The following is a 22,342-nucleotide window of genomic DNA, read 5'->3' on the forward strand; positions in this document are numbered from 1 at the left end:
GCTTCCGCAACCGGTGTCACGGGCCGCTCCAGCACCGGTGAGAAGCGAGTGGCCCGGCATTGCGGAATGCGCGGATTGCGGGGCGGAAGGCCCGTGCATTCTGTTCGCCGCCCCTCGCCCCTCGCCCCATCAACCCGGACACGCCGATCCCACGCTTTTACGCAGGCAACCGGATGAGAGTGGAGGAGAGCGTACGGGTCCGGTCCCGTCCGGACTTGGTCCGGATGGCACCGGACGGGAAGATCGCCGGTCGGTCAGGCGGCGTCCCCGTGACACTCCCCATAAACCCGCCCCGACCCACACCAACAATCCGCCCCCCGCTGCGGCGGCCAAGCCACAGCCAACCCCCGCGCCGCCAGCGTCGTCGCATACTGCGGCAGCAGCGTCGGGTCTGCCGGGGACGAGGCCTCGGACGCAGCGAACGCCTCGTACGAGGGGACCGTGCCCGTGACGATGCCCAGGTTCGGGGTGCCGGAGGACGCGAGCTCCCGTAGTGACGCCTCTATGGTCGCGAGGTGTTCCTCGTGGGAGGGGTACTCCGATTCGAGGGGCGGATACGCGACCAGGAGTTCGGTCAGTTCTTCCGTCGGCCAGTGGAGGACCGCTACCGGGAAGGGGCGGGAGAGGGCCTCGCGGAACGTGCCGAGTTCTGCGCGTAGGCGGGAGATCTCTGCCTGGAGTTCGGCGGGGTTGTCCGAGCCCAGGGACCACACGCGCTTCGGGTCGTGGAGTTCGTCCAGGGAGATCGGGGAGGAGTGGAGGGTGTCGGCCAGGGTGTCCCAGTCGTCGTGGGTGGCGCCGAGCATGCGGCGGACGCGGTGGCGGCCGAAGAGGATGGGGCGGGTGGAGTACGGGGGTTCGGCTACGTCGGTCAATAGCAACGTCGCCGCTTGCGTGAACGTTTCCTGGGCCGACTCCAGCTCGTCGTGGGACTCCAGGGACTCCGCCACGATCACCCAGGGGGCCGGGTCGCGGGGGGCGGCGGCGCGGACTCCGTCGATGATCGCGCGGGCCTCCGCCTCGTGGCCGTACTCCCAGAGGTTGGAGGCCTTCAGGGCTCGTACCAGGTGGGGGTTTTCCAGAGAGTCAACGGATGACAGCAGGCGGTCGTAGAGCGCGGTGGCTCCGGGGCGGTCGCCGGCAAGTTCGAGGTGGGCCGCGGCCTGCACGAGCAGGTGTTCGGCGTCCTCCGGGTAGAGGCCGGCAGTACGTTCCAGGCGGGCTGCTTCGCCGGTGTGGTCGACGTTCTCGGCAGGCGTGTCGGGGCGCATGGTGGACACCGTACTGCCGCGGGCCTGCGGACGAGAGGGATCCGCAGGCCAGAGGCGTCAGAGGCGTGCAGGATCACACAGGAACGCACCGGCACGCACCGGCAGACACAGGCACGCACTGCCTGCCGGGCGCGCGCGGGCTCACTCGGTACGGCTCCGGCACGATCACACGGCACGGATCACACGGCACCGATCACACCACCACCCCATCGATCTGCAACGTCTGCACCGCCCCCGCCGCGAACGGCACGCTCACCGATTTCCCGCTCAGGTACGTGTCCGAGCGTGCCGTGTACAGGTCGCCGCTGCCGGACGTGACCGTGTTCCAGCGGGGGACCAGGCCGCCCGTGCCGCCTGCCACCGTGGTGAAGCGGGAGAGGTCGAAGGTCAGGGTCTGGGCGGAGGTGGACTTGTTGGCCGCCACGATCACCAGGCGTTTCGCCGTCGCGTCGAAGGCCGCTGTCGCGTAGTCCACTCCCGTGTTCACGATCGTCATTCCGGGGCGGATGTGGCGGCTGAACTGGGCGAGCACGTAGTACTTCGTCTGGACGGCGCCCGGCTGGAGGGTGCTCGCGTCGTACGCGATCGTCGCCCAGCCCGACGACGGGTCCATGACCTGCCAGTAGACCCAAGCCGTCGGGTGCAGCCAGCGGAAGTCGAGGAGCAGGTTGCTCGCCATGGTGAGGCCGGTGCCGTCGCCGTCGCCGTACTCGGAGTTCCACAGGCCCTTGCCGGCGGTCGTCACCGCGTCCGTGTAGAGGAGGTCACGTCGGCCGCCCGAACCCTGGTAGCCGTGTACGTTGACGCGGCTGACCAGGGCCTTCGTGGTCGAGCTGAATGAGTTCCAGGTGGTGCGGGCCAGGTCGTAGCTCGTCTCGTCCGATGCCGAGATCTTTGTCGCCGTCAGGCCTCGTTTGTCCAACTCGGTCCGCAGGTACGGGAGTACGGCCGACTGGACGGCGGCGTCCATGTGGCAGCCCTCCTGGGTGCCGGTGGCCGTCCACCAGCTGGAGGAGGGTTCGTTGAAGGGGTCGACGGTCGCGAAGCTCACGCCCCAGTTCGACTTCGCGTACAGGGCCACCGCCGCCAGGTGGGAGGCGTGCTGGCGGTAGTTCCAGGTCTGGAGGTTGTTGCCGCCGCCGGACGCGCCCGACGGGTTGTGGTTCGAACACATCCACCACATCGGGGAGTTGGCGAACAGCTCGCTCACGGCGCCCCGCTGGGTGGCCTTCACCAGTGCGGCTCGCTGCGCCGCGTCCGCGGTCCAGTCCCAGGCCGTGGACGTCGGGTCCTCGTTGTTCCAGTCCTGCCAGAAGCCCTCGATCTGCTTGAAGCCGGGGATGTTGGCGGAGGCGACCATGGACTCGCCGTTCACGCTGTTCCAGCTGCACGCGCCGAGGTTGTAGCGGGCGATGTTCAGGCCGAGGCCCGGCAGCGTCCTGCCGCTGTACGCCACCGACTTGGTGGTGAAGAAGATGTCGGCGAAGTCGTCCCGGGCGCCGAAGACGTTCGCCCACCAGGCCAGTGAGGTGCCCCAGCCCTCCCATTTCCCGTACGTCGTGGCCGGGTTGACGGCGATGGTCGCGTCCGCGTGCGCGGTGCCTGTCGCCAGGGCGCTGCCGGCGAGCGCGCCGCCCGTGGCGGCCAGCAGTGTTCTGCGTCGGATCATGGCTCTCCGTCCATCCCGCCCAACTGCCAGTCGTCCCACTGGCGTTGGGCTGCCGCGGCCTGTGACGGCCTGTCTGGCTGATGCCATCAGGAAGCATCAGGGGTGGCGCGTGAGGTTGTCGAGGGTTGTGACAGCCCTTTCTAAAACCGGTTTATGAAGCCGTCGGGCGTAGGGGAGTACCCCGGGAGCGCGTACGGACGGTTGCGGGACTGGTGACTTGAAGGCGCACCCCTTATCGTGCGTGCGCCCCGGCGAAGGAGGCGCACGAATGCGGGTCACGCGGGTTCCCGTGGTGCGGCACAGCACTCGGCGACGGCAGGCCATCCGACGGCGCACCCTGTGGACCGGCGGCGAACTCCTCGTCACCCTCGGGGTCGTCCTGCTGCTCCTCGTCGCCCACCAGTTGTGGTGGACCAACCGGCAGGCCCAGCACAACGCCGCGCGCGAGGTACAGGCCCTGGAGCGGGAGTGGGGGGCCGCGACCCCCTCGGCGCCGGCGACGGAGGCCGCGCCGAGTGCCGCGCCTACGGAGGACGCCGGGCAGGATTCCGGAGGGCAGGAACGGAAGTCCGCGGTCAACAGCACCGGAACCCAGCCCAGTTGGTCCCAGGCCTACGCCATCCTCACCATCCCCCGCCTCGGGCTCCGCGTCCCCGTTGCCGAAGGCGTCAGCAAGCAGGGCGTCCTCAACAAGGGGTACGTCGGCCACTACAAGGACACCCAACAGCTCGGCCAGGCAGGGAACTTCGCCCTGGCCGGGCATCGCAACACCCACGGCGAACCGTTCCGGTACGTCAACCGGCTCAAGCGCGGGGACGAGATCAGCGTCGAGACCGAGGCCGCGCTCTACACGTACACCGTCGACAAGACCCTTCCGCAGACCTCGGCCGGAGACGGCGGGGTCATCGGCGCGGTGCCGCGCAGCACCGCCAAGCCTGCCTACGGGTACAGCGAGCCCGGGTACTACATCACCCTCACCACCTGCACCCCCGAGTACACCTCCAAGTACCGGCTGGTGGTGTGGGGGAAGCTCACATCGACGCGGCCGAAATGAAGGCCCGCGGCCACGGTGAACCCCCGCAGCCACGATGCCGCCCCACCCGAGCCCCGACCCGTCACCCCCGCTCCCGCAACACCCCCACACTCACCGCCGCCACCAGCGCCAGCCCCGCCGAGACCCCGATCGCGACGTCCGCCCCGTGTGCGAGACCCCCCGTCGACGTCACCAGCGCGATCGTCAGGGCCACTCCGGCGCAGGAGCCGATGTACCGGAACGTCTGCTGTGCGCCGGAGCCCATCGCGGCCCGGTTGGCGGGGACGGATTCGACGGAGAGTAGGGGCAGGGCGGCGTTGAGGAGGCCGCTGCCGATGCCGGAGATGACGAAGCCGGGGAGCAGGCGGGTCCAGGAGCCGGCGTCGAACGCGCCGAGCATCGTCAGGGCTCCGGTCGCGTGCAGCGCGAAGCCGAGCGTGAGTTGGTGGCGCGGTGAGACCCGGCCTGCGAGGCGCCGCGCCTGGAGGGCGACCACGAAGGACAGGCCGGACCAGAGCAGGAACAGCCAGGCCGTGTCCATCGCGGACAGGCCGAGGGTCTGCTGGAGCAGCGCCGGCAGGAAGCTGAACAGGCCGATCACCGCGAGGCCCGTGAACAGACCGCCCGCGGACGAGGCGAGGAAGCGGCGGTGGCGGAGCAGGCCGAGGTCGATCATCGGCGTACGGGTACGGCGCTCGACGAGGACGAACCCGGCGGTCAGGACGAGGAACGCCGCCAGCAGGAGGCCCACCGGCGCCCGCAGCCAGCCGTCCCGGCCGAGTGTGAGCGCGGCCACCAACGCCACCAGTGCGAGACCGAAGGTGAACGCCCCGGCGAGGTCCGGCCGGCCGCCGCGCGGCGCCCGGGACTCCGTGAGCGCACGGCTGCCCAGCGCGGCGACGGCCAGCGCGGCCGCGCCCAGGACCACGTACGCCACCCGCCAGTCGGCCAGCGCCATCGCACCCGCGAGCAGCGGGCCCGCCGCGATCCCGCCGCTGACGAACGCGCCCCACACGCCGGTCGCGCGCAGCCGGCCGCGCGGGGTCGGGAACGCGTGCACCAGCAGGCCCAGGCTGCTCGCGAGGATCGCCGCGCTCGCCGCGCCCTGCGTGACGCGGGCCAGGGTGAAGAGGAGGGTCGAGTTCGCGAGTGCGCCCAGTGCGGTGGTGATGCCGAGCGCGACCGTGCCGGCCAGGAACATCCGGCGGCGCCCGTAGTCGTCCGCGAGGCTGCCGGCGACCAGGAGCAGCGCGGCCAGGCCCAGCGGGGTGCCGTTGATCAGCCAGGCCTGGGCGGAGACCGGGGTGTGCAGGGTGGCCGCGGTGGCGGGGAGGGTGACCATCGGCGCCGTGTAGTTCATCAGGGTCACGGCGGTGGCGGCGCTGGTGAGGGCGAGGGTGCGGCCCGCGGACGGCGGCGTGCTCTCCCGGGTGGGCGCTGCCTCCACGGTGGCGACGGTGCCGCGGTCGAGCTCTGACATGGCCTGCCCTGCCTTTCGGGCGAGTGAAGGGGACGGAAGGTGAGCCGGGATTCAGTAGGTCTGTTCACTGAACCGAGGCATGTGTGCCGACCATAGCATCTAGGTTCGGTCATTGAACCAACCCGGCGAAAATTGGTTACAGTGAGGCCATGGCTCTGGGCAAGGACTATCCGACGCAGCAGTGCTCGATCGCCCGCGCGCTCGAGGTCGTCGGCGAGCGGTGGACACTCCTCGTCATGCGCGACGCGCTCTACGGCGTACGGCGCTACAACGACTTCCTCGTCCACCTCGGCATCCCGCGCGCCGTCCTCGCGGCCCGCCTCCAGGCGCTCACCGCCGAGGGCATCCTCGAAAAACGCCGCTACCAGGAATCGCCGCCGCGCGACGAGTACGTCGTGACCGACCGCGGCGCCGCCCTGTGGCCCACCCTGCGGTCCCTGGGCCTTTGGGGCCGCGAGCAATACGCGGAGACCCAGCTGCGCTACTTCCGACACGCGGCCTGCGGTACGGAACTCGGGCCGTACGGCGAATGCCCCGCCTGCGGAACCCTCGTACCGGTCCCGGACGTAGTAATGACACCGGGACCCGGACTCGATCAGCGGCCGGCGGATCCCGTCAGCCGGGCACTGCTCAAGCCCAAGCGCCTCCTTGAGCCGATCGAGACGGATCCCGTATAACAGGCAGGAACAGGCAGGAACAACGCACAGGGAACCGAGAGGGGGAGCAGCCGATGATCCGAGCGCGAGCCCGAGCCCGGGGCATCATGCGTCCCGCCTCCCTGCTGCTCCTGCTGCTCGTCGAGGTCGCTCTGCTCGACTCCGGCAGCCTCGTCGCCGCCGTCGCCGTCGCGTTCACCGCGACCGCCGCGGCCGGTTCCGCGCTCGCCGTCTGTGCGCTCATTGGCTCGCGCTGCGCGCCCGCCGTGCCGCGTACGCGCGTACGGACGGCCATCCGCGACCGCGAGCACCGTACGGCGTTCCTGCCCCAGCGTGATCCCGACGCGGCGGGGCGTTCACGTCCCCGGGCGCCGGGGCGTGCCCTCCTGACGGCCGCCGCGTAGGGCACCTCTTTCCCTGAGCAGACCCCGCGTGGGTCGTCATGCCGCCATCTCGTACTTCCGGCACGACGAGACCCTCGGAGGGCTCACCCATGTCCACGTTCCTGTCCGCTTTCGCACGCCTCGTCGAGCAGCTCGCCGACCTGCTCCAGCCGTTGTTCCACGCCTCCGCGGCGGCCGCCGCGATCGTCCTGTTCACCGCGTTCGTACGACTTCTCGTGCATCCCCTGTCCCGGTCGGCGGCGCGCGGACAGCGGGCGCGCACCAAGCTCCAGCCGCGGATCGCGGAGCTGCGCAAGAAGCACGCGAAGAATCCCGAGAAGCTGCGGACGGCGGTGCTGGAGCTGCACACGGCGGAGAAGGTGTCGCCCCTGTCCGGGATTCTGCCCAGCCTGCTTCAGCTGCCGGCCTTCTTCCTGCTCTACCACCTGTTCTCCAGCTCGACGATCGGCGGCGAGGCCAACGGCCTGCTGGCCCACAAGCTCTTCGCCGCGCCCCTCGGCGACCGCTGGGCGGACGCGCTGGGCGACGGCGGGGTCCTCGGGGCGTCGGGGCTCGTCTACCTCGCCCTCTTCGCGATCGTCGGCTCGGTCGCGACCTTCAACTACCGGCGTACGAAGCGGATGGTGGCCGCGAACGCCCCGGTGGCCGACAGCGACCAGCCGGTGCCCGGGCTCGGCGCGATCACCAAGGTCATGCCGTTCATGTCCTTCATCACCCTCGTCAGCGTGGCGGTGATGCCGCTGGCGGCCGCGCTGTACATGGTGACCAGCACGACGTGGAGTGCGGTGGAACGGGCGTTCCTGTACCCCCTGAACACGTGAGGGTGGTCTCTTGAGGACGTGAGGGTGGTCCCAGTCCGTGATCAGGGTCTTGCGGACTGGACGCCGAGCTTGGACGATCGACCAGTCATCCGATGGCTGCACCTGTCGGACGACTGCCGCGATCGAGGGAGATTGTGATCATGAAGCTGCTGCGAGTCGGTACGGCGGGGTCTGAGCGGCCCGCGCTGCTCGATGCCGAGGGGACCCTGCGGGATCTCTCGGGGGTCGTCCCGGACATCGACGGGGCGCTGCTCGCCGACGCCGCCGCGCTCGGCCGGATCCGTTCCGCCGCCGAGTCCGGTGAACTGCCCGCGCTGGACGCCGCCGGGCTGCGCGTCGGGCCGCCGCTCGCCCGTATCGGCAAGGTCGTGTGCATCGGGCTGAACTACCACGACCACGCCCGCGAGACCGGCGCCGAGCCGCCCGCCGAGCCGGTGATCTTCTTCAAGGCGGCGGACACGGTGATCGGCCCGAACGACACGGTGCTCGTGCCGCGCAAGTCCGTGAAGACCGACTGGGAGGTCGAGCTCGCGGTCGTCATCGGCCGCACCGCGCGCTACCTGGAGTCCCACGAGGAGGCGCTCGCGCACGTCGCCGGGTACGCGGTGGCGCACGACGTCTCCGAGCGCGAGTTCCAGATCGAGCGCGGCGGGACCTGGGACAAGGGCAAGAACTGCGAGACGTTCAACCCGCTGGGCCCCTGGCTGGTGACCTCGGACGAGGTGCCGGACCCGCAGAACCTGGCGCTGAAGCTCTGGGTCAACGGCGAGCTCAAGCAGAACGGGACGACGGCCGAGCAGATCTTCCCGGTCGCCGAAGTGGTGCGGTACGTAAGCCAGTTCATGACGCTGTACCCGGGTGACGTCATCAACACCGGTACGCCGGCGGGGGTTGCCCTGGGGGCGCCGGAGCCCAAGCCGTTCCTGCGGGCCGGCGATGTGGTGGAGCTGGAGATCGAGGGGCTGGGCCGTCAGAGGCAGGAACTCAAGGACGCCTGAGCTGTACGAAGTCGAGGTGTACGGGGTTGGGGGCGCCCCCAACCCCGTACGCACTCAGCGACTTCTCAACCCTTGAAGCGCTCCAGCGCCGCCACCACCATCGCGTGGTCCTCCACCTGCGGCAGCCCCGACACCACCACCGTGCCGACAACTCCCGCCCCCTCGACCGCGATCGGGAACGCGCCGCCGTGCGCCGCGTACGTGTCGGGGTCGAGGCGCGAGGACTCCTCGAACGTCGTGCCCTTGGCCCGGAAGCGGGAGCCGACGAGGTAGGAGGAGGAGCCGTAGCGCTCGACGACGCGGCGCTTGCGGTCGATCCAGGCGTCGTTGTCCGGGGTGGAGCCGGGCAGGGCGGCGTGGAAGAGCTGCTGGCCGCCGCGGCGGATGTCGATGGCGACGGGAGCGGCCTGCTCGCGGGCCATGTCCACGAGCAGCGAGCCGAGTGCCCAGGCGTCGTCGTGCGTGAAGTGCGGGAGCGTCAACCGGCGCTCCTGCTCCTCCAGTTCAGGAATGCTGGGGGCGCTCACAGGGACACCACCACTCCCTCGGCGGCGGAGCGGCGGGCCGCCTCCAGGACGTCGAGGGCGGCCGCGGCCTCGTGCGCGGTGACCGGGTTCGGGCCGCCGTCGCGGAGGGCGGCGGCGACGGCCGCGTAGTACTCGGGGTACGCGCCCGGGAGCGTGGGCTCCGGTCGGCCGCCGCCCGTGAGCGGGGACTCGCCGGCGCCGACGCGGCCCCACAGGGACTCGGGCTCCACACCCCACTCCTCGTCGGTGTCCGTGGGGCGCTTGCCCTCGCGCAGGGCCGCCTCCTGCGGGTCGAGGCCGTACTTCACGTAACCGGCCTGCGAGCCGAGGACGCGGAAACGCGGGCCGAGTTGGGCGGTGGTCGCGGAGACGTAGAGGTGGGAGCGGACGCCGTTCTCGTGGGTGATCGCGATGAACGTGTCGTCGTCCGTCTCGGCGCCCGGGCGGCGGATGTCCGACTCGGCGTACACCGAGGTCGCGGGGCCGAAGAGGACCAGCGCCTGGTCGACGACGTGGCTGCCGAGGTCGTAGAGGAGACCTCCGATCTCTGCCGGGTCGCCGGACTCGCGCCAGCCGCCCTTGGGCTGCGGACGCCAGCGCTCGAAGCGGGACTCGAAGCGCCAGGCGTCGCCCAACTCGCCCTCGGCGAGCAGCTTGCGGAGTGTCAGGAAGTCGTTGTCCCAGCGGCGGTTCTGGAAGACGGAGAGGAGCAGGCCGCGTTCGTCGGCCAGGGCGGCCAGCTCGCGGGCCTCCGCCGCCGTACCGGCGAGGGGCTTGTCGACGACGACCGGCAGGCCCGCCTTGAGGGCGGCGGTCGCGATCGGGACGTGGGTCTTGTTCGGGGACGCGATGACGATCAGGTCCAGCTCGTCGGCGCGGGCCCACAGGTCGTCGGGGGTCGCGGCGAAGCGGAGCCCGTCGCCGAACTCGGCGCGGGCCTGCTCCTGCCGCTCCGGGTTCGAGGTGACGACCGTGTCGAGGGCCAGGCCCTCGGTCGCCGCGATCAGGGGGGCGTGGAAGACGGAGCCCGCGAGGCCGTAGCCGACGAGGGCTACGCGGAGGGGGCCACCCGGGGTGCGGGGGGCGGCGGGCGTGCCGGGATCAGAACCTGTGCCAGTCATACGTCCACTTTCGCAACGCTGTTGCCAAAGTGCAAGCGCGGAGGACAATGGCGTACGTGAACAGGAACGATGCGGGGTCGGGAGCGGGTCTGCCAGGTGTACGAGGTCGGGGTCGCGGTGTGGAGGCCGGCGGCGCGGGAGTGAACCTGCTCGCCCTGCGCAGCCACAACGCCGCGCTCGTGCTCGACCTGCTGCGCACGGCCGGGCCCGTCGGCATCAGCCGTCTCGAACTCGCCGAGCGGACCGGGCTGACCCCCCAGGCAGTCAGCAAGATCACGGCCCGGCTGCGGGCCGACGGGTTCGCGGCGGAGGCGGGCCGCCGAGCCTCCACGGGCGGCAAGCCCCGCACGGTGCTGCGGCTCGTACCGGACGCCGGCCACGCCGTCGGGCTCCACCTCGACCGGGACGAGCTGACGGCCGTGCTCTGCGATCTCACCGGAGCGGTGGTCGGGGAGCGGAAGGCCCCGCTCGATCTGGGAGGCGGGGCGGACGCGGTGGTCGAGGACGCCGCGGGAGAGGTAGAGGCGCTGCTCACGGGGGTGGCCTCCGTGCTGGGCGTGGGGGTCGCTCTGCCCGGACCCCTCGATCACACGCGAGGGGTGCTGCACCGGGTCACCGGATTTCCGGAGTGGGACGGGTTTCCGCTGCGGGATGCCCTGGCGAGGCGGCTCGGGGTCCCGGTGGTCGTCGACAAGGACACCAACGCGGCCGCGCTGGGGCTCGCGGTCGGAGGCGGACTCGGGGCCACCGGCAACGGCTCCGGATCCTTCGCGTATCTGCATCTCGGTACGGGGCTGGGGGCCGGGCTCGTGATCGGCGGGACCGTGCATCGGGGAGCCCGCACGGGGGCGGGGGAGTTCGGACACCAGGTCATTCAGCTGGACGGCCCGTTGTGCGGGTGCGGCGACCGGGGATGCGTTGAGGTCCTGTGTCTGGCCGCGGTGGCGCGCGGCGCGGTGGACGAGGCGGCGCGGGTGCTGGGGGTGGCGGCGGCGAATCTGGTGGGGCTGCTGGACATTGACGTGGTGCTGCTGGGCGGGCGCACGGTGGCAGCGCACCAGGAGGACTTCGTACGGGGGGTCGGTGCGGTGCTGGACGAACGGGCCCGGCGTGAGGGCGTGGCGGCGGGGGTTCCTGTGCGGGTTGCTCCGGGTGGGGAACGGGGGGTTGCGGAGGGGGCTGCGCAGTTGTTGCTGGGGCCGTTGTTCGGGTGGGGGGAGGGGTGAGGGTGGTGGGGTTTCGCCCCTCCGCCGCCACCCATTCCCGTACCTGGAGGCGCCGCCCCCACGGGTGGGTGGGGCGCCGCTTCCGCGGACGGTTCAGATCGGGTACGCCGTGTGAATGTTGCCGTCGCGGATGACGACTTCGACGACATTGGTCGTCTGCCCGCTGCCGTTCACGCCGACGGGGCTGCCGTAGTCGAAGCGGTGCAGGTGGGTGTCCTGTCCGGCCCGTGCCCGTGGGTTGGGCAGGGCGGGCGTTCCGTCGATGCCTTCCCGGAGCCGTCGGCCCAGCGCGAAGTCGTCGCCGTCCCAGAGGAAGTTGTCGTTGAACTCACCGGGCAGTGAGGGCTCGGGGCCGGTGGGGTCCGCGTTCTCCCGTACCCGGTCCTGGGCGCCGGGGCCGTGCTGGCCCTCGATGTGGTTCTCGCGTGCCGTGGTGATCCCGTGATTGCCCTCGCAGCTCACCAGACCCCAGGGATCGGTGAAGCGGAGCGGGTTGCTGACGTACGCGTGATGATTCGGCGCGGGGGCCAGGCCCAGCGGGTCGGGACTGATGTAACGGGCGTTCTCGGGGTCGTAGTAACGCCGGAAGTTGTAGCGGAGGCCTGTCTCGGCGTCGTGGTACTGCCCGGGGAAACGCAGCGGGCAGTCGACCAGGTCGCCCGAGCCGCCAAGGGCCGTGCCCCAAAGGGTGGTGCGGGCCCGCCAGGCGATGCGGCCCTTCTCGTCGACCAGTTCGGTGGGGGTGCCGACCAGGTCGGTGACGATGGCGTAGAAGCGGCGGTCGACCTCGTCCTGGTCGGTGTCCTGGTCGACCTGAAGCAGCGCGCGGTCGGTACCGGGGGCCCATTCCCAGCTTCGGGTGGGACCACCGGCGGAACTGCTCTGTTCCGCCAGGTGCGAGCCGTCCCAGGTGAAGACGGTCTCCTCCTCGGCCGACCGGCCGTCGTCGGACAGCAGGCGTTTGGCGGTACGCCGGCCAAGACCGTCGTAGACATACGCCCAGCGGCGCCCGTCCGGGGTGGTGACCTGAGTGAGCCGGTCCTCGGCGTCCCAGGTGTACGTCCACTCCCGTGCGCCGCCGGACAGCAGCCTGCGCGACTGCCGGACGAGGCGCCCCTGCGCGTCATGGACGTACGTGACGTGACCGGCCCGGCGTACGAGCGTGCCGTCGTGGACACGCTCCCCCTGCGGTCCCTCGGGTGCGTCGGCCCGGCTGAGGTTGCCCGCGGCGTCGTACGCGTAGCGCTCCGACCATCCGGTGGCGGAGACTCCCTCCACCCGGCCGAGACGGTCATGGGCGAATCGGCGCGTGCCGTGGGTCTGGTCCTCGATGGCGGTCAGGCCGCCGTCCTGCCCGTACGTGTACGAGCGGTGCAGCAGCGGTTCGCCGGACGGGTCCGCACCGGGGGCGGCCTGTCCGACGACCGTCTGGCCGGTCAGGCGGTGACCGGCGTCCCACTCCTGGGTCAGCACCGCCGTCTCGCCGAGCCGTCGCTCGGTTTCGTGCCCGGACGCCCCGTATCCGAAGGACAGTTCGTTGTCGGCGAGTTGGACCCGGACGGGGCGGTTGTTCGCGTCCCAGTCCCACCGGCTGACGGTGCCCGAAGGAGTGCGTCGCTCCACCCGCCGGCCGAGGATGTCGTACGTCGTGTGCAGCGCGCGGCCGTCGCACTCCTCGGTGACGACCCGGCCCGCCGCGTCACGGGTGAGGGTGAGAGCTGTGTCAGGGGTGACGGCTCCGACCAGCCGGCCCGCCGCGTCATGGGTGAAGGTGGTGACCGCGTCGCCGGAGCGCCGCTCGACGATCCGCCCGCACGTGTCGCGCACGTAGGTGGTGGTCTCGCCCGCGCCGTTGGTGCGTTCGAGCAGACGGCCTGCCGCGTCGTAAGTGTAGGAAACGGTACGGCCGTTGAAGTCGGTCTCGCCCACGAGCAGGCCCGCCGGGTCGTACGTGTACGACCACACCGCGCCCGACGCGTTCGTCACGGAGGTGAGCCGCAGCTCGGTGTCGTAGACGAACCGCACGGTCGAACCGTCCGCGTCGGTACGGGCACAGAGCCGGTCGAAGTGCGTGAACGCGTGGGTGACGCTGCGGCCGTCGGGGCCGGTGTAGCGGACCGTGTTGCCCTCGCCGTCGTAGGACCAGCGCTCCCTGCTCCCGTCGGGCATGGTCCGCTCGGCGGGGCGGCCCTCAACAGTCCAGACGGTGCGCGTCGTCGCGCCGGTGGCGTCGACGGACTCGACGATGCGCCCGAAGGCGTCGCGGCTGACGCGGGTGGTACCGCCCAGCGGCGCGGTGGTGGAGACGGGCAGGCCCAGCGGGCCGGACTCGACGCGGTGGGCCGCTCCCAGCGCGTTGGTGACGCTGAGGAGCCCGCCGGAAGCGTCGTAGGCGAACGTGGTGACGGCACCGTCGGGGTCCACCGTCGCCGTCGGGCGGCCCTGCTCGTCGTACGCGTAGCCACGCCGGCCGCCGGTCGGCAGGGTGATCGAAAGCGGTCGGTCGAAGGGGTCGTACTCGGCGGTGGTGGCCGTGCCGTCGGGCCTGACCACCGAAATGAGGTTGCCGCGCTCGTCATAGGTGAAGCGGGACGTGTTGCCGAGCGGATCCGTCCGTGAGAGCAGCCGGTTGTACGCGTCCCACTCGGCGTACGTGGTGTTGCCGAGCGGATCGGTCTGGGCGACGACCTGACGGCGCTCGTTGTGCCGGTACGTGGTGGTGCGGCCCAGCGAGTCGGTGTAGCGGGTCTCCCGGGCCTCCGGGTCGTAGGCGATGGAGCAGGACAAGTAGCCGTCGGCGCCTTCGCCCCGTATACAGCGGTCCTGGTCGTCGTAGGTGAAGCGGTACCAGGAACCGTTGCGGTCGGTCCAGGACGTGATGCGTGCCTGGTCGTCGTAGGTGAGCCTGAGCGGTAGGCCGCTGGAGTTGTGGATCTCGGTGAGATGCCCGTCGGAGCTGTATCCGTAGCGAAGCAGCGTCGTGCCCTCTTCGCCCGCGGCGGGGTCGCGCAGCCGCAGCCCGACGACGCGGTCGCCCTCGGTGTCGACGTGCAGGTGGCGGCCGCCGGAGTCGCGGACGGCGATGGGCGCGCCGCTCTCGTCCCGGTCGAAGTCGATGCGTCGTCCGCCGCGGTCGGTCACCGCGGCCAGCGGGAGGGCGAACACGTCATGGGCCGCGGGGGCTTGGCCGAGTGGCGCGAAGTGACGGATGTGGCCCGTGGCGGGGTCGGTGATGCGGATGGGTGCGCCGGGTGCGCCGTCCCAGTCCAGCGGCCAGCGCGGACCCTCCAGCGGCATCACCGAGGTGCCGGGTGTGGGGACGGGGTAGAGGAGGATCATGCCGTCGTCGGCCGCGAAGACGGCCCCGTCGCTGTCCAGTTCCAGGCGTTCGTCGAGCGTGGAGGCCCAGGACGGGCCGAACCACTGCCCCCACCGGTACGTTGACAGGTGCGTACGTCGCAGAACGAGCGGCAGGAGGCCGGGGAGCTCGACGTCGGTCTCCTCCATGAGCATCTCGCCGGAGACCATGTCGACCGGGTCGCCGTTCTTGCAGCGCGCCTTGGCGGGCTTGCTCGCGCCGGCCGCGTCGTCAGCCCCCCTACGGAGACCGCCCCTCACCGCCTTGGCCATGCCCTTGAGTCCCATCTTGCCCAGACCCTTCATGCCCTTGGCGAGTTTGCCGAGGCTGGTGATGCCCTTGCCGCCGGGTATGCAGTCCAGCGCCGCGAACGCCACGTCCCACAGGGACGCCTGCCCCTTCGCGTATTTGTTGAGGGTGTCGGCGAGGACCACGAGGGCTGCGACCAGCAGGATCGCGCCGAGGATCGGCCCCCCGATGATCATCGCGATGATGCCGACGACGGCGACGACGACCTTGCAGACCGTGACGATGGTGTCCCAGTTGTCGGTGAACCAGTCCCCGACCTCCTCCCACCACTTGCGGTTGTGGATCCCCGCGTCGGAGGCTTCGTCGATCTTGGTCTTGGCCTCCCGGGCAGCCTCCTCGCGCATTTTCCGGGCGTCCGCGGCCATCTTCTTCGCCGCGTCCAGGGCGTCCTGCGCGTTCGACACGTCCGACTGGGCGGACGTCTGCGCGGTCTTGGCGTGCTGGGCGTCCCGGGTGGCGGCCCGGACCTTGGCCTCGTCGGGCTTCTCGGTGCTTTTGCTGCCGGTCGGGTCGTCCTTGTACTTGTCGGCTTCCTTGCCGGCCCTGGTCACCCACGAATCGGCCGACGCGAGACGGGACTTGGCCGAGCTCAGGTCGGTCTGCGCCGCGCGGCCGTTGGCCAGCGCCCGGTCGGCGAGGGCCTGCGCACGCTCCAGCTTCGGCCAGTACGCAGCCAGCGCACCCCCCGCCATGTCATAGGACGTCCTCAGCTTCTTCAGCTGCTTCGGCACACCCGAAAACTGATCCTGGAACGCCTTCGCCGACTTACCCGCCCACTGCAGGACCGCTTCCTCGTCCGCCATCCCCTTGATCAGACGCAGCGCATCCCCCACGTCATCGGCGAAGTCGAGGAGGTTCTTGGACAGCAGGCGCACCCGGTCCGGATCACCCGGCGTCGGATCCCTCTCCAGATCCAGGACATGCCAGTCACTCGGCCGATTTCCCACGTTCGTCCCCCGTTGCACCGCTTCACTCAACGCACGTATGCCGCAGCAAAGTTACTGGATCCTCCGCTCGTACACTTCGGGCGTGAACGACAACCATGTGACGCCCGGCGACGACGCTTCCCGTCGGCATCTCTGGGAGCGGCTCGGCCCGGCGGAATTGAAGCAGCTTGCCGAGTCCGGCCCGGAGGAGCTGTACGAAGCGGCGGAGCAGCTGTGTCGCCGGGCGGCCGGTGAAGGGCCCGACGGATCCGCTGCGGCGCGCACTGTCGGACGGATTGCCGAGGCCCTTGCCGACACGCGCTCCGGTGACTGCGTGAGGTTTGCCGCGGACATCGTGGGCAGACTGCTGCCGCCCGGGTCCGCGTACCGGGAGGAAGGTGACCGGCTGCGGCGCTCGGTGGCCGCGAAGCTGGTCAAGGTCCAGCAGCTGCGGGACTTGGAGGCTCTGTTCGAGGAGCTTCCGGATGGAGTGCAGGACACGGCGGTGGAGGTGCGCGCCTGCGTTCTCGGTGAGCTGGCCCTGATCGGCGCGGGGCGCGGCCGGCCCGTCCTGGACGCGTACGCGGAGACGCTGCGCGAGCTGGGGCACCCGCTGGCCCGGCTGCCCAGGACGCGGCTGGACATCGAGCACCGGTTCGGGGTCCGTGTCCGGGGCCTCGGGTCCATCAAGACTGCTGACCAGCTCCGGTCGCGTTTTCCGGAGATCCCCGCCACCGAAAACGGTGCAGCGGCCGGACGTACGGCCAGTGAGACCCCCGACGGCCGCCGCGCACGGGCGGCCGCTGAACCTTTCACCGTCAGCGGCTGGTCCCGCGAGCCCGAGGCGCGTTTCTTCACGCTGCCGAGCCCGCTCGCCCCGGACGACTTCGCCATCTCACTCATCAAGGAACTGCCACTGGACTGCCTGGCAGGCGAAGGCACACGCCGAGGTGTCGCCGTCACCTGCCGGACGACGCCCGACGACGTACTCAATGAACTGTTCTCGGCGGCCTACAACGGCGGAGTGAACGGTCAGGCGCAGGGTGGCGCGTACGCCAGGCTGTACGCCTGGAACAGTCTGTACGCGCTGATGGGGCTGCCCGTCGACATTCCGTTCCTGGAAGCGGTGCTGCTCGCCGCCGACCACCGGTGGCTGCGCTTCATCGCGTTCACGGACTGGTTCCACCACGACACGTCGGACGTGGCCTTCGCCGTGCTCGATCCCACCCGTACTCGGGCCACGGTGCTGGCGGCGACCGACACCGATGCCGACGCCGACTGATCAGCGCGGAGCTCAGGCGCCGGAAGGGCTAAATCGTTTCCGCTGATCGAGGGGACCCGCACGGCCGATCGGGGCCCACGCCGGGCGCGGCGCTCCGGTGCCGGCGCTCGCGTGTGGCAGGGTCACGGGCCGCTGCCCGGTACCGCTTACGCTCCCGATCGGCAAAGGCTCCTCATGCGAACGCGAACGCGAATGCGATTGAGACTGTGCACGTCCCTGCCCCTCTCCGTTACAGCTGCGGCCGCCGCTCTTCCCCTCATGCTCGCCGCGCCCGGTACGGCCGTGGCGAACCCCCGCCCGACCTGTGCCGCGCCCGACAGCCGCACCTTTCCGGTGAAGACCCGGATCCACGGGGGGCCCGCCAGTTACGACGTCGGGGGAGACTTCCGGACCTGGTACATCGACCTCACCAACACCACAGCGCACACCTGCGGCAACATCCACCCGATCGTCGTCCTCGTGGACGAGAAGCGGGCGCTGCGGCCCGAACAGGCGCGGCTGGAGTTCTACGAGGGTGCAGGTAAGGGCGAGGGCCGGGATCCGCATCCGGTCGAGTTCGAGAAGAGTGACGAGGACGAGAACGTGGGGGCGTTCGACGACGGGTTTCCGGGGTTCACGGTGGGACCCGGGCGGACGCTCACCGTGAAGGTGCGTCTCTCCGTCACCTCCGACGCGGCCGCGCCGAACGATGTCGTCGCGAACGCGGCCGTCGTCCAGCGGCACGACGACGACGGGGACTGGGTGGGGGAGTCGAACGACTACCGGTTCCGCATCGAGGACGAGGACGGGGACGTAGCAGAAGCAGAAGGGGAAGTAGGAGGAGAGGACTCGGGCGGGAACAGCGACGGTGAGATCTTGGCCGGCAGCGGCGACGGGGGCGGCGTACGCGATGAAGGGGTGGCGTCGGGTGCGGACGAGCTGGCCAGTACCGGTCCGCGGGCACCGCACGGGCTCGGCGTGACCGTGGGTCTCGGGCTGTTCGCCGCGGGGGCCGTCCTCCTTGTCGTGTCCCGGCGGTGGGTACGGCTGCGCCGGTGACCCCCGTGGGCTGCCGCCCGGGCTCGTCGGGCGGATCACCGACCGGTACGGCCATCCGCGCGACGCCCATGTCCGTGCTCGCCGGGTGCCGGCGCCGCTCGCGCTTCTGATCGCCACGGTCGGCACCTGGAGCCCGTCGCGAGCACCCCGTCTGCGACGATCCTCCCCGTGGACTACCCGAACGACCAGGCCCCCGGCGCCCCCGTCCGCTCCGGCATCCCGGAGCACGGCCGCATTCCGAAGTACTACGCGGTGAAGGCGCATATCGCCCTGCTCATCGAGGAGTTGGGCGAGGGCGGCCCGCTGCCGACCGAGCGTGATCTCGCGGAGAAGTACGAGGTCGCGCGGGAGACCGTGCGGCAGGCGCTGCGGGAGCTGTTGCTGGAGGGGAAGCTGCGGCGGCAGGGGCGTGGGACGGTCGTCGCCGGGCCGAAGCTGGAGCAGCCGCTCTCACTCGCCAGCTACACCGAGGGCGTACGGCGGCAGGGGCGCACCCCCGGCCGTACCCTGATCAGCCTCGACCGCTTCCCCTGCCCCGAGGCCCTCGCCGCCGAGGCCGGGCTGACACGCGGCGAACCCGTCTGGCACATGGAGCGTGTCCTGCTCGCCGATGACGAGCGGGTCGGGCTCGAGAGTACGTACGTCGCTGTCGCCCGCGTGCCGCACCTCGACCGCGACTTCACTCCCGACTCCTCTTTCTACGCCTACCTCCACGACCGGCTCGGCATCGCGTTCGGTGACGCAGACGAGCGCATCGAGACGGTCCTTGCCACTCCGCGCGAGGCGCTGCTCATCGGTACGCCGCCCGCGTTGCCCATGCTGCTGATCCACCGGGTCTCGCGGGACACGGCCGGGATGCCGCTGGAGCGGGTGCGGACGCTGTACCGGGGGGATCGCTTCTCGTTCACGGCCCATCTGGGCAGCTGATGGCGACCGGGCTGGATGTCGCCGGGTGTCAGCTCCGGAGCAGGCCCAACTCCCGTTCCGCAAAAGCCTGGAAGCTGCGCGGTGGGCGGCCGGTGAGGCGCTGGACCGTGTCGGTGGTGCGGTCCTCGGCGCCTTCGGCGATGGTGCGGTCCATGCCGGCGAGCATCGCGGCGAACTCGGCGGGCATGTCGGCGGCGAGACGGTCGCGCATCTGCTCGTAGGTCAGCCGGTGGTGGGTGATGGTCCGGCCGGTGACCTGGGTGAGGGTGGCGGCGATGTCGTCGTAGCCCAGTGCTTGCGGGCCGGTGATGACCAGGTCGGTGTTCGGGGCCTGCGGCTCGGTCAGCGCGTGTACGGCGACGGCGGCGATGTCGTCGGCGTCGACGAACCCGACGCGGCCCTCACCGGCGGCCGTCCGGATGGTTCCGTCCGCTCGGATCGTCATGGCGTGTGCGTGGTCGCCGGTGAAGTTCTGCATGAACCACGAGGGCCGCAGGACCGCCCACTGGGAGAACAGACCGGGCAGGGCCTGGTGAACCTGTCCCACCGCGGGGCCTCCGGCGGGGATCGCCGACGAGCTGAGCAGGACCGCGCGGTGGACGCCCGCGGCGCGGGCCTGCCGGAGGAAGGGCAGCATGACGGCTGCCGGGTCCGGAGAGCCGAGCGGCGGGATGAGATAGACCCGGTCCGCGCCTTCGAGGGCGCCGTCGAAGGACGTGGGGTCGTCCCAGTCGAAGCGGACGGGAGTGGTCCCGTCCACGGGAGTTGCCCCGTCCACAGGTGCGGCACGACGACTGGCGGCTTTCACGCGCCGTCCCGCGGCGGCCAGTTGGGCGGTGACACGGCTGCCGGTGGTGCCGGTGGCCCCGATGACCAGGGTGAACTCCGGTGACGCGTCCATCAGTTGCTCCCGGCGAAGTTGGTGGCGGGGTCCTGGACGGCGAGCGGGTTCCAGTAGTCGCGGTAGCTGGTGATGAGGCCGTTCCTGACGGTGACAACGGCGATGTAGGACATGTCGAAGGGGCTGCCGGTGTCCACCACGCGGCCCACCCCGCGCATCTCGACCACGATGGTCTCCGGCGCGATGGTCTGGTGGATCTCGACGTAGGGGAACTCGTGGAGGTCTATGTGGTCGGGGTAGTCGCGCATGTACTCGGCGATGGCCGCCTTGCCCTCCAGCCGCGTCGGCCAGCCTTCCGGCGCGAAGGGGAACTCGAGGATGCCGTCCCCGTCCCACAGGTCGACCCACGCGGGGATGTCCTTGTCCAGCAGTAGTCGCAGGCCGTGGCGGTACAGGTCCGCCGGTGCGGTGTTCGTGGTCATGGTCATGGGGTGCTCCGTCCCGTACGATACGGACCCTGGGTCCGTTTCATGTGGAGGACGATACGGACCCGGGGTCCGTTTAGCAAGAGGAGGAACCGATGCCCGAGCGCAAGCCCCGCGCCGACGCAACTCGCAACAGGGAGGCCGTCCTTGTGGCCGCCGACGCGCTCTTCGCCCGTTGCGAGAGCCCCGAGTCGGTCACCATGGCCGACATCGCGGCAGCGGCCGGCGTCGGCAAGGCAACGCTCTTCCGTGGCTTCGGCGACCGCACGGGCCTGATCCACGCGCTGTACGAGACGCGGCTCGCGCCGATCAGGCTCGCCGCCGAAGAGGGGGCGCCGCCTCTGGGACCGGCCACCCCGCCGCTCCAGCGCGTCCCCGCCCTCCTCGACGCCGTCCTGTGCTTCAAGCTCGACAACCGCCACCTTGCCCTGGCGCTGGAGGGAACCGGCGGCGACAGCCCTTATGTGGCCGGGCACTACGAGCGGTGGCACGGCACGCTCCGGGCCGCGCTGGAGCAGATTCCCGGGCTCGACGGCAGCGATTTCACCGCGCACGCCCTGCTTGCGGCCACCCGCGCCGACCTCGTCGAACACCTCGTCGGCCGGCAGGGGATGACTCGCGAGGAGATGCGGGCTCAGCTGGCGGCCTTCGCTGCGAGGGTCCTGGGGTCCTGTACGTCGCTGGGCTGAGTGCCCGAGCCCCCCTCGGCTTATTTTTATAACGACAACATAACGGGTCTAGCCCAAACGTGATGGGCAGTTCACCATCTGGATGCTGGGCGGTCCCTTCTGATTCCCCCCTCCCGAGGAGCGTTGCCGTTGTGAGAGTGATAGTCGTCGGAGCCGGCGTGGTGGGCACCCTGCATGCCTGGCACGCAGTGGAGCGCGGCCACGAGGTCGTGCAGATCGAGCGTGAGGCGGAGGCCCGCGGGGCCTCGCTACGCAACTTCGGGCAGATCTGGGTGAGTGGTCGCGCCGGAGGAGAGGAGCTCGAAACCGCCCTGCGGGCAAGGGAGTTGTGGGAGTCGATCGGGGCGCGCGTCCCGGGGATCGGCTTCCGGGCGAACGGGTCCCTGACCCCGGTACGCGGCGAGCATGAACTCGCCGTCGCCGAGGCGGCCGTGGCCCGCCCGGACGCCGCCGCGCGCGGCTACAAGCTGCTGACGGCGGGCGAGGCGCTCGCCGTGAACCCGGCGCTGCGGGGTGCGTACGACGCCGCCCTCTACTGCGAGCGCGACGCGGCCGTCGAACCGCGCGTCTCCCAACTCGCCCTCCGCACTGAGTTGTTGAAGTCTCCCCGTTACACCTTCCTGCCGGGGCGCGAGGTCCGCGACGTCGTCGGTGGGCACGCGGTCCGCGACGACCACGGGGAGGTGCACCGCGGCGACGTGGTGGTGCTGTGCACAGGGGCCTGGCTGGGCGGTCTCGTACGGGAGCTGGCGGGTCCTGAGCTTCCCGTGCGGCGCGTACGGCTGCAGATGATGCAGACCGAGCCGCTCGGCGAACCGCTCACCACCTCCGTCGCCGACGCGGACAGCTTCCGCTACTACCCGGCCTACCGCGGCGATGCGCTCGACCGGCTCAACTCCAGCCAGCCGCAGGCCGAGACGGCTGCCGCCCACCGTATGCAGCTGCTCATGGTGCAGCGCGCGGACGGCGGGCTGACCATCGGCGACACCCACGAGTACGAGCACCCCTTCGCCTTCGACACCGTCGAGGAGCCGTACGAGCACCTGACCGGCGTCGTCGAGTCCTTCCTCGGACGGCCGCTGCCGAAGATCCGGCGGCGCTGGGCCGGGGTGTACGCGCAGTGCACCGACACCGGCCGGGTGGTGCACCGGCAGCGGGTGCGGGACGGGGTGTGGCTGGTCACCGGGCCCGGCGGGCGCGGCATGACCTGCTCACCCGCCATTGCCGAGACGACCGCCGACGAACTGGGATGGTGAGGGAATTGACCCCGGAACAGACCCC

At 70.9% G+C, this 22,342-nt stretch carries 19 protein-coding genes; 11 read left to right on the forward strand and 8 right to left on the reverse strand.

Annotation, left to right across the window (positions count from 1 at the left end; translation table 11 throughout):
- Nucleotides 1-254: 254 nt before the first annotated feature.
- Nucleotides 255-1,271 carry an SEC-C domain-containing protein gene (locus OG266_RS27795; RefSeq protein WP_371548918.1) on the reverse strand — a complete coding sequence of 339 codons (1,017 nt, stop codon included), beginning with the start codon at nt 1,269-1,271 and terminating at the stop codon, nt 255-257.
- A 193-nt stretch (nt 1,272-1,464) separates the two neighbouring features.
- Complete coding sequence (locus OG266_RS27800; RefSeq protein ID WP_371548919.1) at nt 1,465-2,940, reverse strand: beta-1,6-galactanase; 1,476 nt, start codon at nt 2,938-2,940, stop codon at nt 1,465-1,467.
- Nucleotides 2,941-3,208: 268 nt separating this feature from the next.
- Here OG266_RS27800 and OG266_RS27805 point away from each other — a divergent pair, with 268 nt between their 5' ends.
- Nucleotides 3,209-3,994 (forward strand): class E sortase, encoded by a 786-nt coding sequence (locus tag OG266_RS27805; protein ID WP_371548920.1) that lies wholly within the window; start codon nt 3,209-3,211, stop codon nt 3,992-3,994.
- A 61-nt stretch (nt 3,995-4,055) separates the two neighbouring features.
- On the opposite strand, the gene OG266_RS27810 is transcribed toward OG266_RS27805, so the two are convergent.
- Nucleotides 4,056-5,453: an MFS transporter gene (locus tag OG266_RS27810; RefSeq protein ID WP_371548921.1), complete on the reverse strand. Its 1,398-nt coding sequence runs from the start codon at nt 5,451-5,453 to the stop codon at nt 4,056-4,058.
- Nucleotides 5,454-5,602: 149 nt separating this feature from the next.
- Here OG266_RS27810 and OG266_RS27815 point away from each other — a divergent pair, with 149 nt between their 5' ends.
- From OG266_RS27815 to OG266_RS27830, 4 genes are all read left to right on the forward strand, one after another.
- Nucleotides 5,603-6,130, forward strand: coding sequence for a winged helix-turn-helix transcriptional regulator (locus tag OG266_RS27815; RefSeq protein ID WP_371548922.1), 528 nt, complete (start codon nt 5,603-5,605; stop codon nt 6,128-6,130).
- 53 nt (nt 6,131-6,183) lie between these two features.
- Nucleotides 6,184-6,513 (forward strand): DUF6412 domain-containing protein, encoded by a 330-nt coding sequence (locus OG266_RS27820; protein ID WP_266461263.1) that lies wholly within the window; start codon nt 6,184-6,186, stop codon nt 6,511-6,513.
- A gap of 101 nt (nt 6,514-6,614) precedes the next feature.
- Nucleotides 6,615-7,334 (forward strand): YidC/Oxa1 family membrane protein insertase, encoded by a 720-nt coding sequence (locus OG266_RS27825; protein WP_371552982.1) that lies wholly within the window; start codon nt 6,615-6,617, stop codon nt 7,332-7,334.
- 140 nt (nt 7,335-7,474) lie between these two features.
- Nucleotides 7,475-8,332: a fumarylacetoacetate hydrolase family protein gene (locus tag OG266_RS27830; RefSeq protein WP_371548923.1), complete on the forward strand. Its 858-nt coding sequence runs from the start codon at nt 7,475-7,477 to the stop codon at nt 8,330-8,332.
- A 65-nt stretch (nt 8,333-8,397) separates the two neighbouring features.
- On the opposite strand, the gene OG266_RS27835 is transcribed toward OG266_RS27830, so the two are convergent.
- Together OG266_RS27835 and OG266_RS27840 are read right to left on the reverse strand one after the other, a co-directional pair.
- Nucleotides 8,398-8,859 carry a heme-degrading domain-containing protein gene (locus OG266_RS27835; RefSeq protein ID WP_371548924.1) on the reverse strand — a complete coding sequence of 154 codons (462 nt, stop codon included), beginning with the start codon at nt 8,857-8,859 and terminating at the stop codon, nt 8,398-8,400.
- On the reverse strand, nt 8,856-9,980 hold the full coding sequence (locus OG266_RS27840; RefSeq protein WP_371548925.1) for a Gfo/Idh/MocA family oxidoreductase: 1,125 nt from the start codon (nt 9,978-9,980) through the stop codon (nt 8,856-8,858). Before OG266_RS27840 ends, OG266_RS27835 begins: the two co-directional genes overlap by 4 nt.
- 47 nt (nt 9,981-10,027) lie before the next feature.
- Between OG266_RS27840 and OG266_RS27845 the strand changes: the two genes are divergently transcribed.
- Nucleotides 10,028-11,206 (forward strand): ROK family protein, encoded by a 1,179-nt coding sequence (locus tag OG266_RS27845; RefSeq protein WP_371548926.1) that lies wholly within the window; start codon nt 10,028-10,030, stop codon nt 11,204-11,206.
- A gap of 93 nt (nt 11,207-11,299) precedes the next feature.
- Here OG266_RS27845 and OG266_RS27850 read toward each other — a convergent pair whose 3' ends face one another.
- Complete coding sequence (locus tag OG266_RS27850) at nt 11,300-15,820, reverse strand: DUF6531 domain-containing protein (RefSeq protein ID WP_371548927.1); 4,521 nt, start codon at nt 15,818-15,820, stop codon at nt 11,300-11,302.
- A gap of 82 nt (nt 15,821-15,902) precedes the next feature.
- Here OG266_RS27850 and OG266_RS27855 point away from each other — a divergent pair, with 82 nt between their 5' ends.
- From OG266_RS27855 to OG266_RS27865, 3 genes are all read left to right on the forward strand, one after another.
- A complete protein-coding gene (locus OG266_RS27855; protein ID WP_371548928.1) occupies nt 15,903-17,081 on the forward strand; it encodes a DUF6183 family protein in 1,179 nt (392 codons plus the stop codon).
- 258 nt (nt 17,082-17,339) lie between these two features.
- Entirely contained in the window at nt 17,340-18,119 is a 780-nt protein-coding gene (locus tag OG266_RS27860) for a cell wall protein (RefSeq protein ID WP_371548929.1), read from the forward strand.
- 168 nt (nt 18,120-18,287) lie between these two features.
- On the forward strand, nt 18,288-19,046 hold the full coding sequence (locus OG266_RS27865; protein WP_266461292.1) for a GntR family transcriptional regulator: 759 nt from the start codon (nt 18,288-18,290) through the stop codon (nt 19,044-19,046).
- Nucleotides 19,047-19,074: 28 nt separating this feature from the next.
- Here the strand turns inward: OG266_RS27865 and OG266_RS27870 are convergent, their stop codons facing one another.
- Entirely contained in the window at nt 19,075-19,947 is an 873-nt protein-coding gene (locus tag OG266_RS27870) for an NAD(P)H-binding protein (RefSeq protein ID WP_371548930.1), read from the reverse strand.
- Nucleotides 19,947-20,369, reverse strand: a complete 423-nt coding sequence (locus tag OG266_RS27875; RefSeq protein ID WP_371552984.1) for a nuclear transport factor 2 family protein — start codon at nt 20,367-20,369, stop codon at nt 19,947-19,949. Before OG266_RS27875 ends, OG266_RS27870 begins: the two co-directional genes overlap by 1 nt.
- Before the next feature lie 98 nt (nt 20,370-20,467).
- Here OG266_RS27875 and OG266_RS27880 point away from each other — a divergent pair, with 98 nt between their 5' ends.
- Nucleotides 20,468-21,061: a TetR/AcrR family transcriptional regulator gene (locus OG266_RS27880; protein ID WP_371548931.1), complete on the forward strand. Its 594-nt coding sequence runs from the start codon at nt 20,468-20,470 to the stop codon at nt 21,059-21,061.
- A 131-nt stretch (nt 21,062-21,192) separates the two neighbouring features.
- Nucleotides 21,193-22,317: a TIGR03364 family FAD-dependent oxidoreductase gene (locus OG266_RS27885; RefSeq protein WP_371548932.1), complete on the forward strand. Its 1,125-nt coding sequence runs from the start codon at nt 21,193-21,195 to the stop codon at nt 22,315-22,317.
- Nucleotides 22,318-22,342 lie beyond the last annotated feature (25 nt).

This window comes from Streptomyces sp. NBC_00554 (assembly GCF_041431135.1).
Lineage (GTDB): Bacteria > Actinomycetota > Actinomycetes > Streptomycetales > Streptomycetaceae > Streptomyces.

What these genes read in the sequence shown, in the direction of transcription:
- OG266_RS27875 (WP_371552984.1), bottom strand. Translation starts at nt 20,369, where the DNA reads ATGACCACGAACACCGCACCGGCGGACCTGTACCGCCACGGCCTGCGA.
- OG266_RS27800 (WP_371548919.1), bottom strand. Translation starts at nt 2,940, where the DNA reads ATGATCCGACGCAGAACACTGCTGGCCGCCACGGGCGGCGCGCTCGCC.
- OG266_RS27845 (WP_371548926.1), top strand. Translation starts at nt 10,028, where the DNA reads ATGGCGTACGTGAACAGGAACGATGCGGGGTCGGGAGCGGGTCTGCCA.
- OG266_RS27840 (WP_371548925.1), bottom strand. Translation starts at nt 9,980, where the DNA reads ATGACTGGCACAGGTTCTGATCCCGGCACGCCCGCCGCCCCCCGCACC.
- OG266_RS27880 (WP_371548931.1), top strand. Translation starts at nt 20,468, where the DNA reads ATGCCCGAGCGCAAGCCCCGCGCCGACGCAACTCGCAACAGGGAGGCC.
- OG266_RS27860 (WP_371548929.1), top strand. Translation starts at nt 17,340, where the DNA reads ATGCTCGCCGCGCCCGGTACGGCCGTGGCGAACCCCCGCCCGACCTGT.
- OG266_RS27830 (WP_371548923.1), top strand. Translation starts at nt 7,475, where the DNA reads ATGAAGCTGCTGCGAGTCGGTACGGCGGGGTCTGAGCGGCCCGCGCTG.
- OG266_RS27795 (WP_371548918.1), bottom strand. Translation starts at nt 1,271, where the DNA reads ATGCGCCCCGACACGCCTGCCGAGAACGTCGACCACACCGGCGAAGCA.
- OG266_RS27805 (WP_371548920.1), top strand. Translation starts at nt 3,209, where the DNA reads ATGCGGGTCACGCGGGTTCCCGTGGTGCGGCACAGCACTCGGCGACGG.
- OG266_RS27820 (WP_266461263.1), top strand. Translation starts at nt 6,184, where the DNA reads ATGATCCGAGCGCGAGCCCGAGCCCGGGGCATCATGCGTCCCGCCTCC.
- OG266_RS27810 (WP_371548921.1), bottom strand. Translation starts at nt 5,453, where the DNA reads ATGTCAGAGCTCGACCGCGGCACCGTCGCCACCGTGGAGGCAGCGCCC.
- OG266_RS27870 (WP_371548930.1), bottom strand. Translation starts at nt 19,947, where the DNA reads ATGGACGCGTCACCGGAGTTCACCCTGGTCATCGGGGCCACCGGCACC.
- OG266_RS27815 (WP_371548922.1), top strand. Translation starts at nt 5,603, where the DNA reads ATGGCTCTGGGCAAGGACTATCCGACGCAGCAGTGCTCGATCGCCCGC.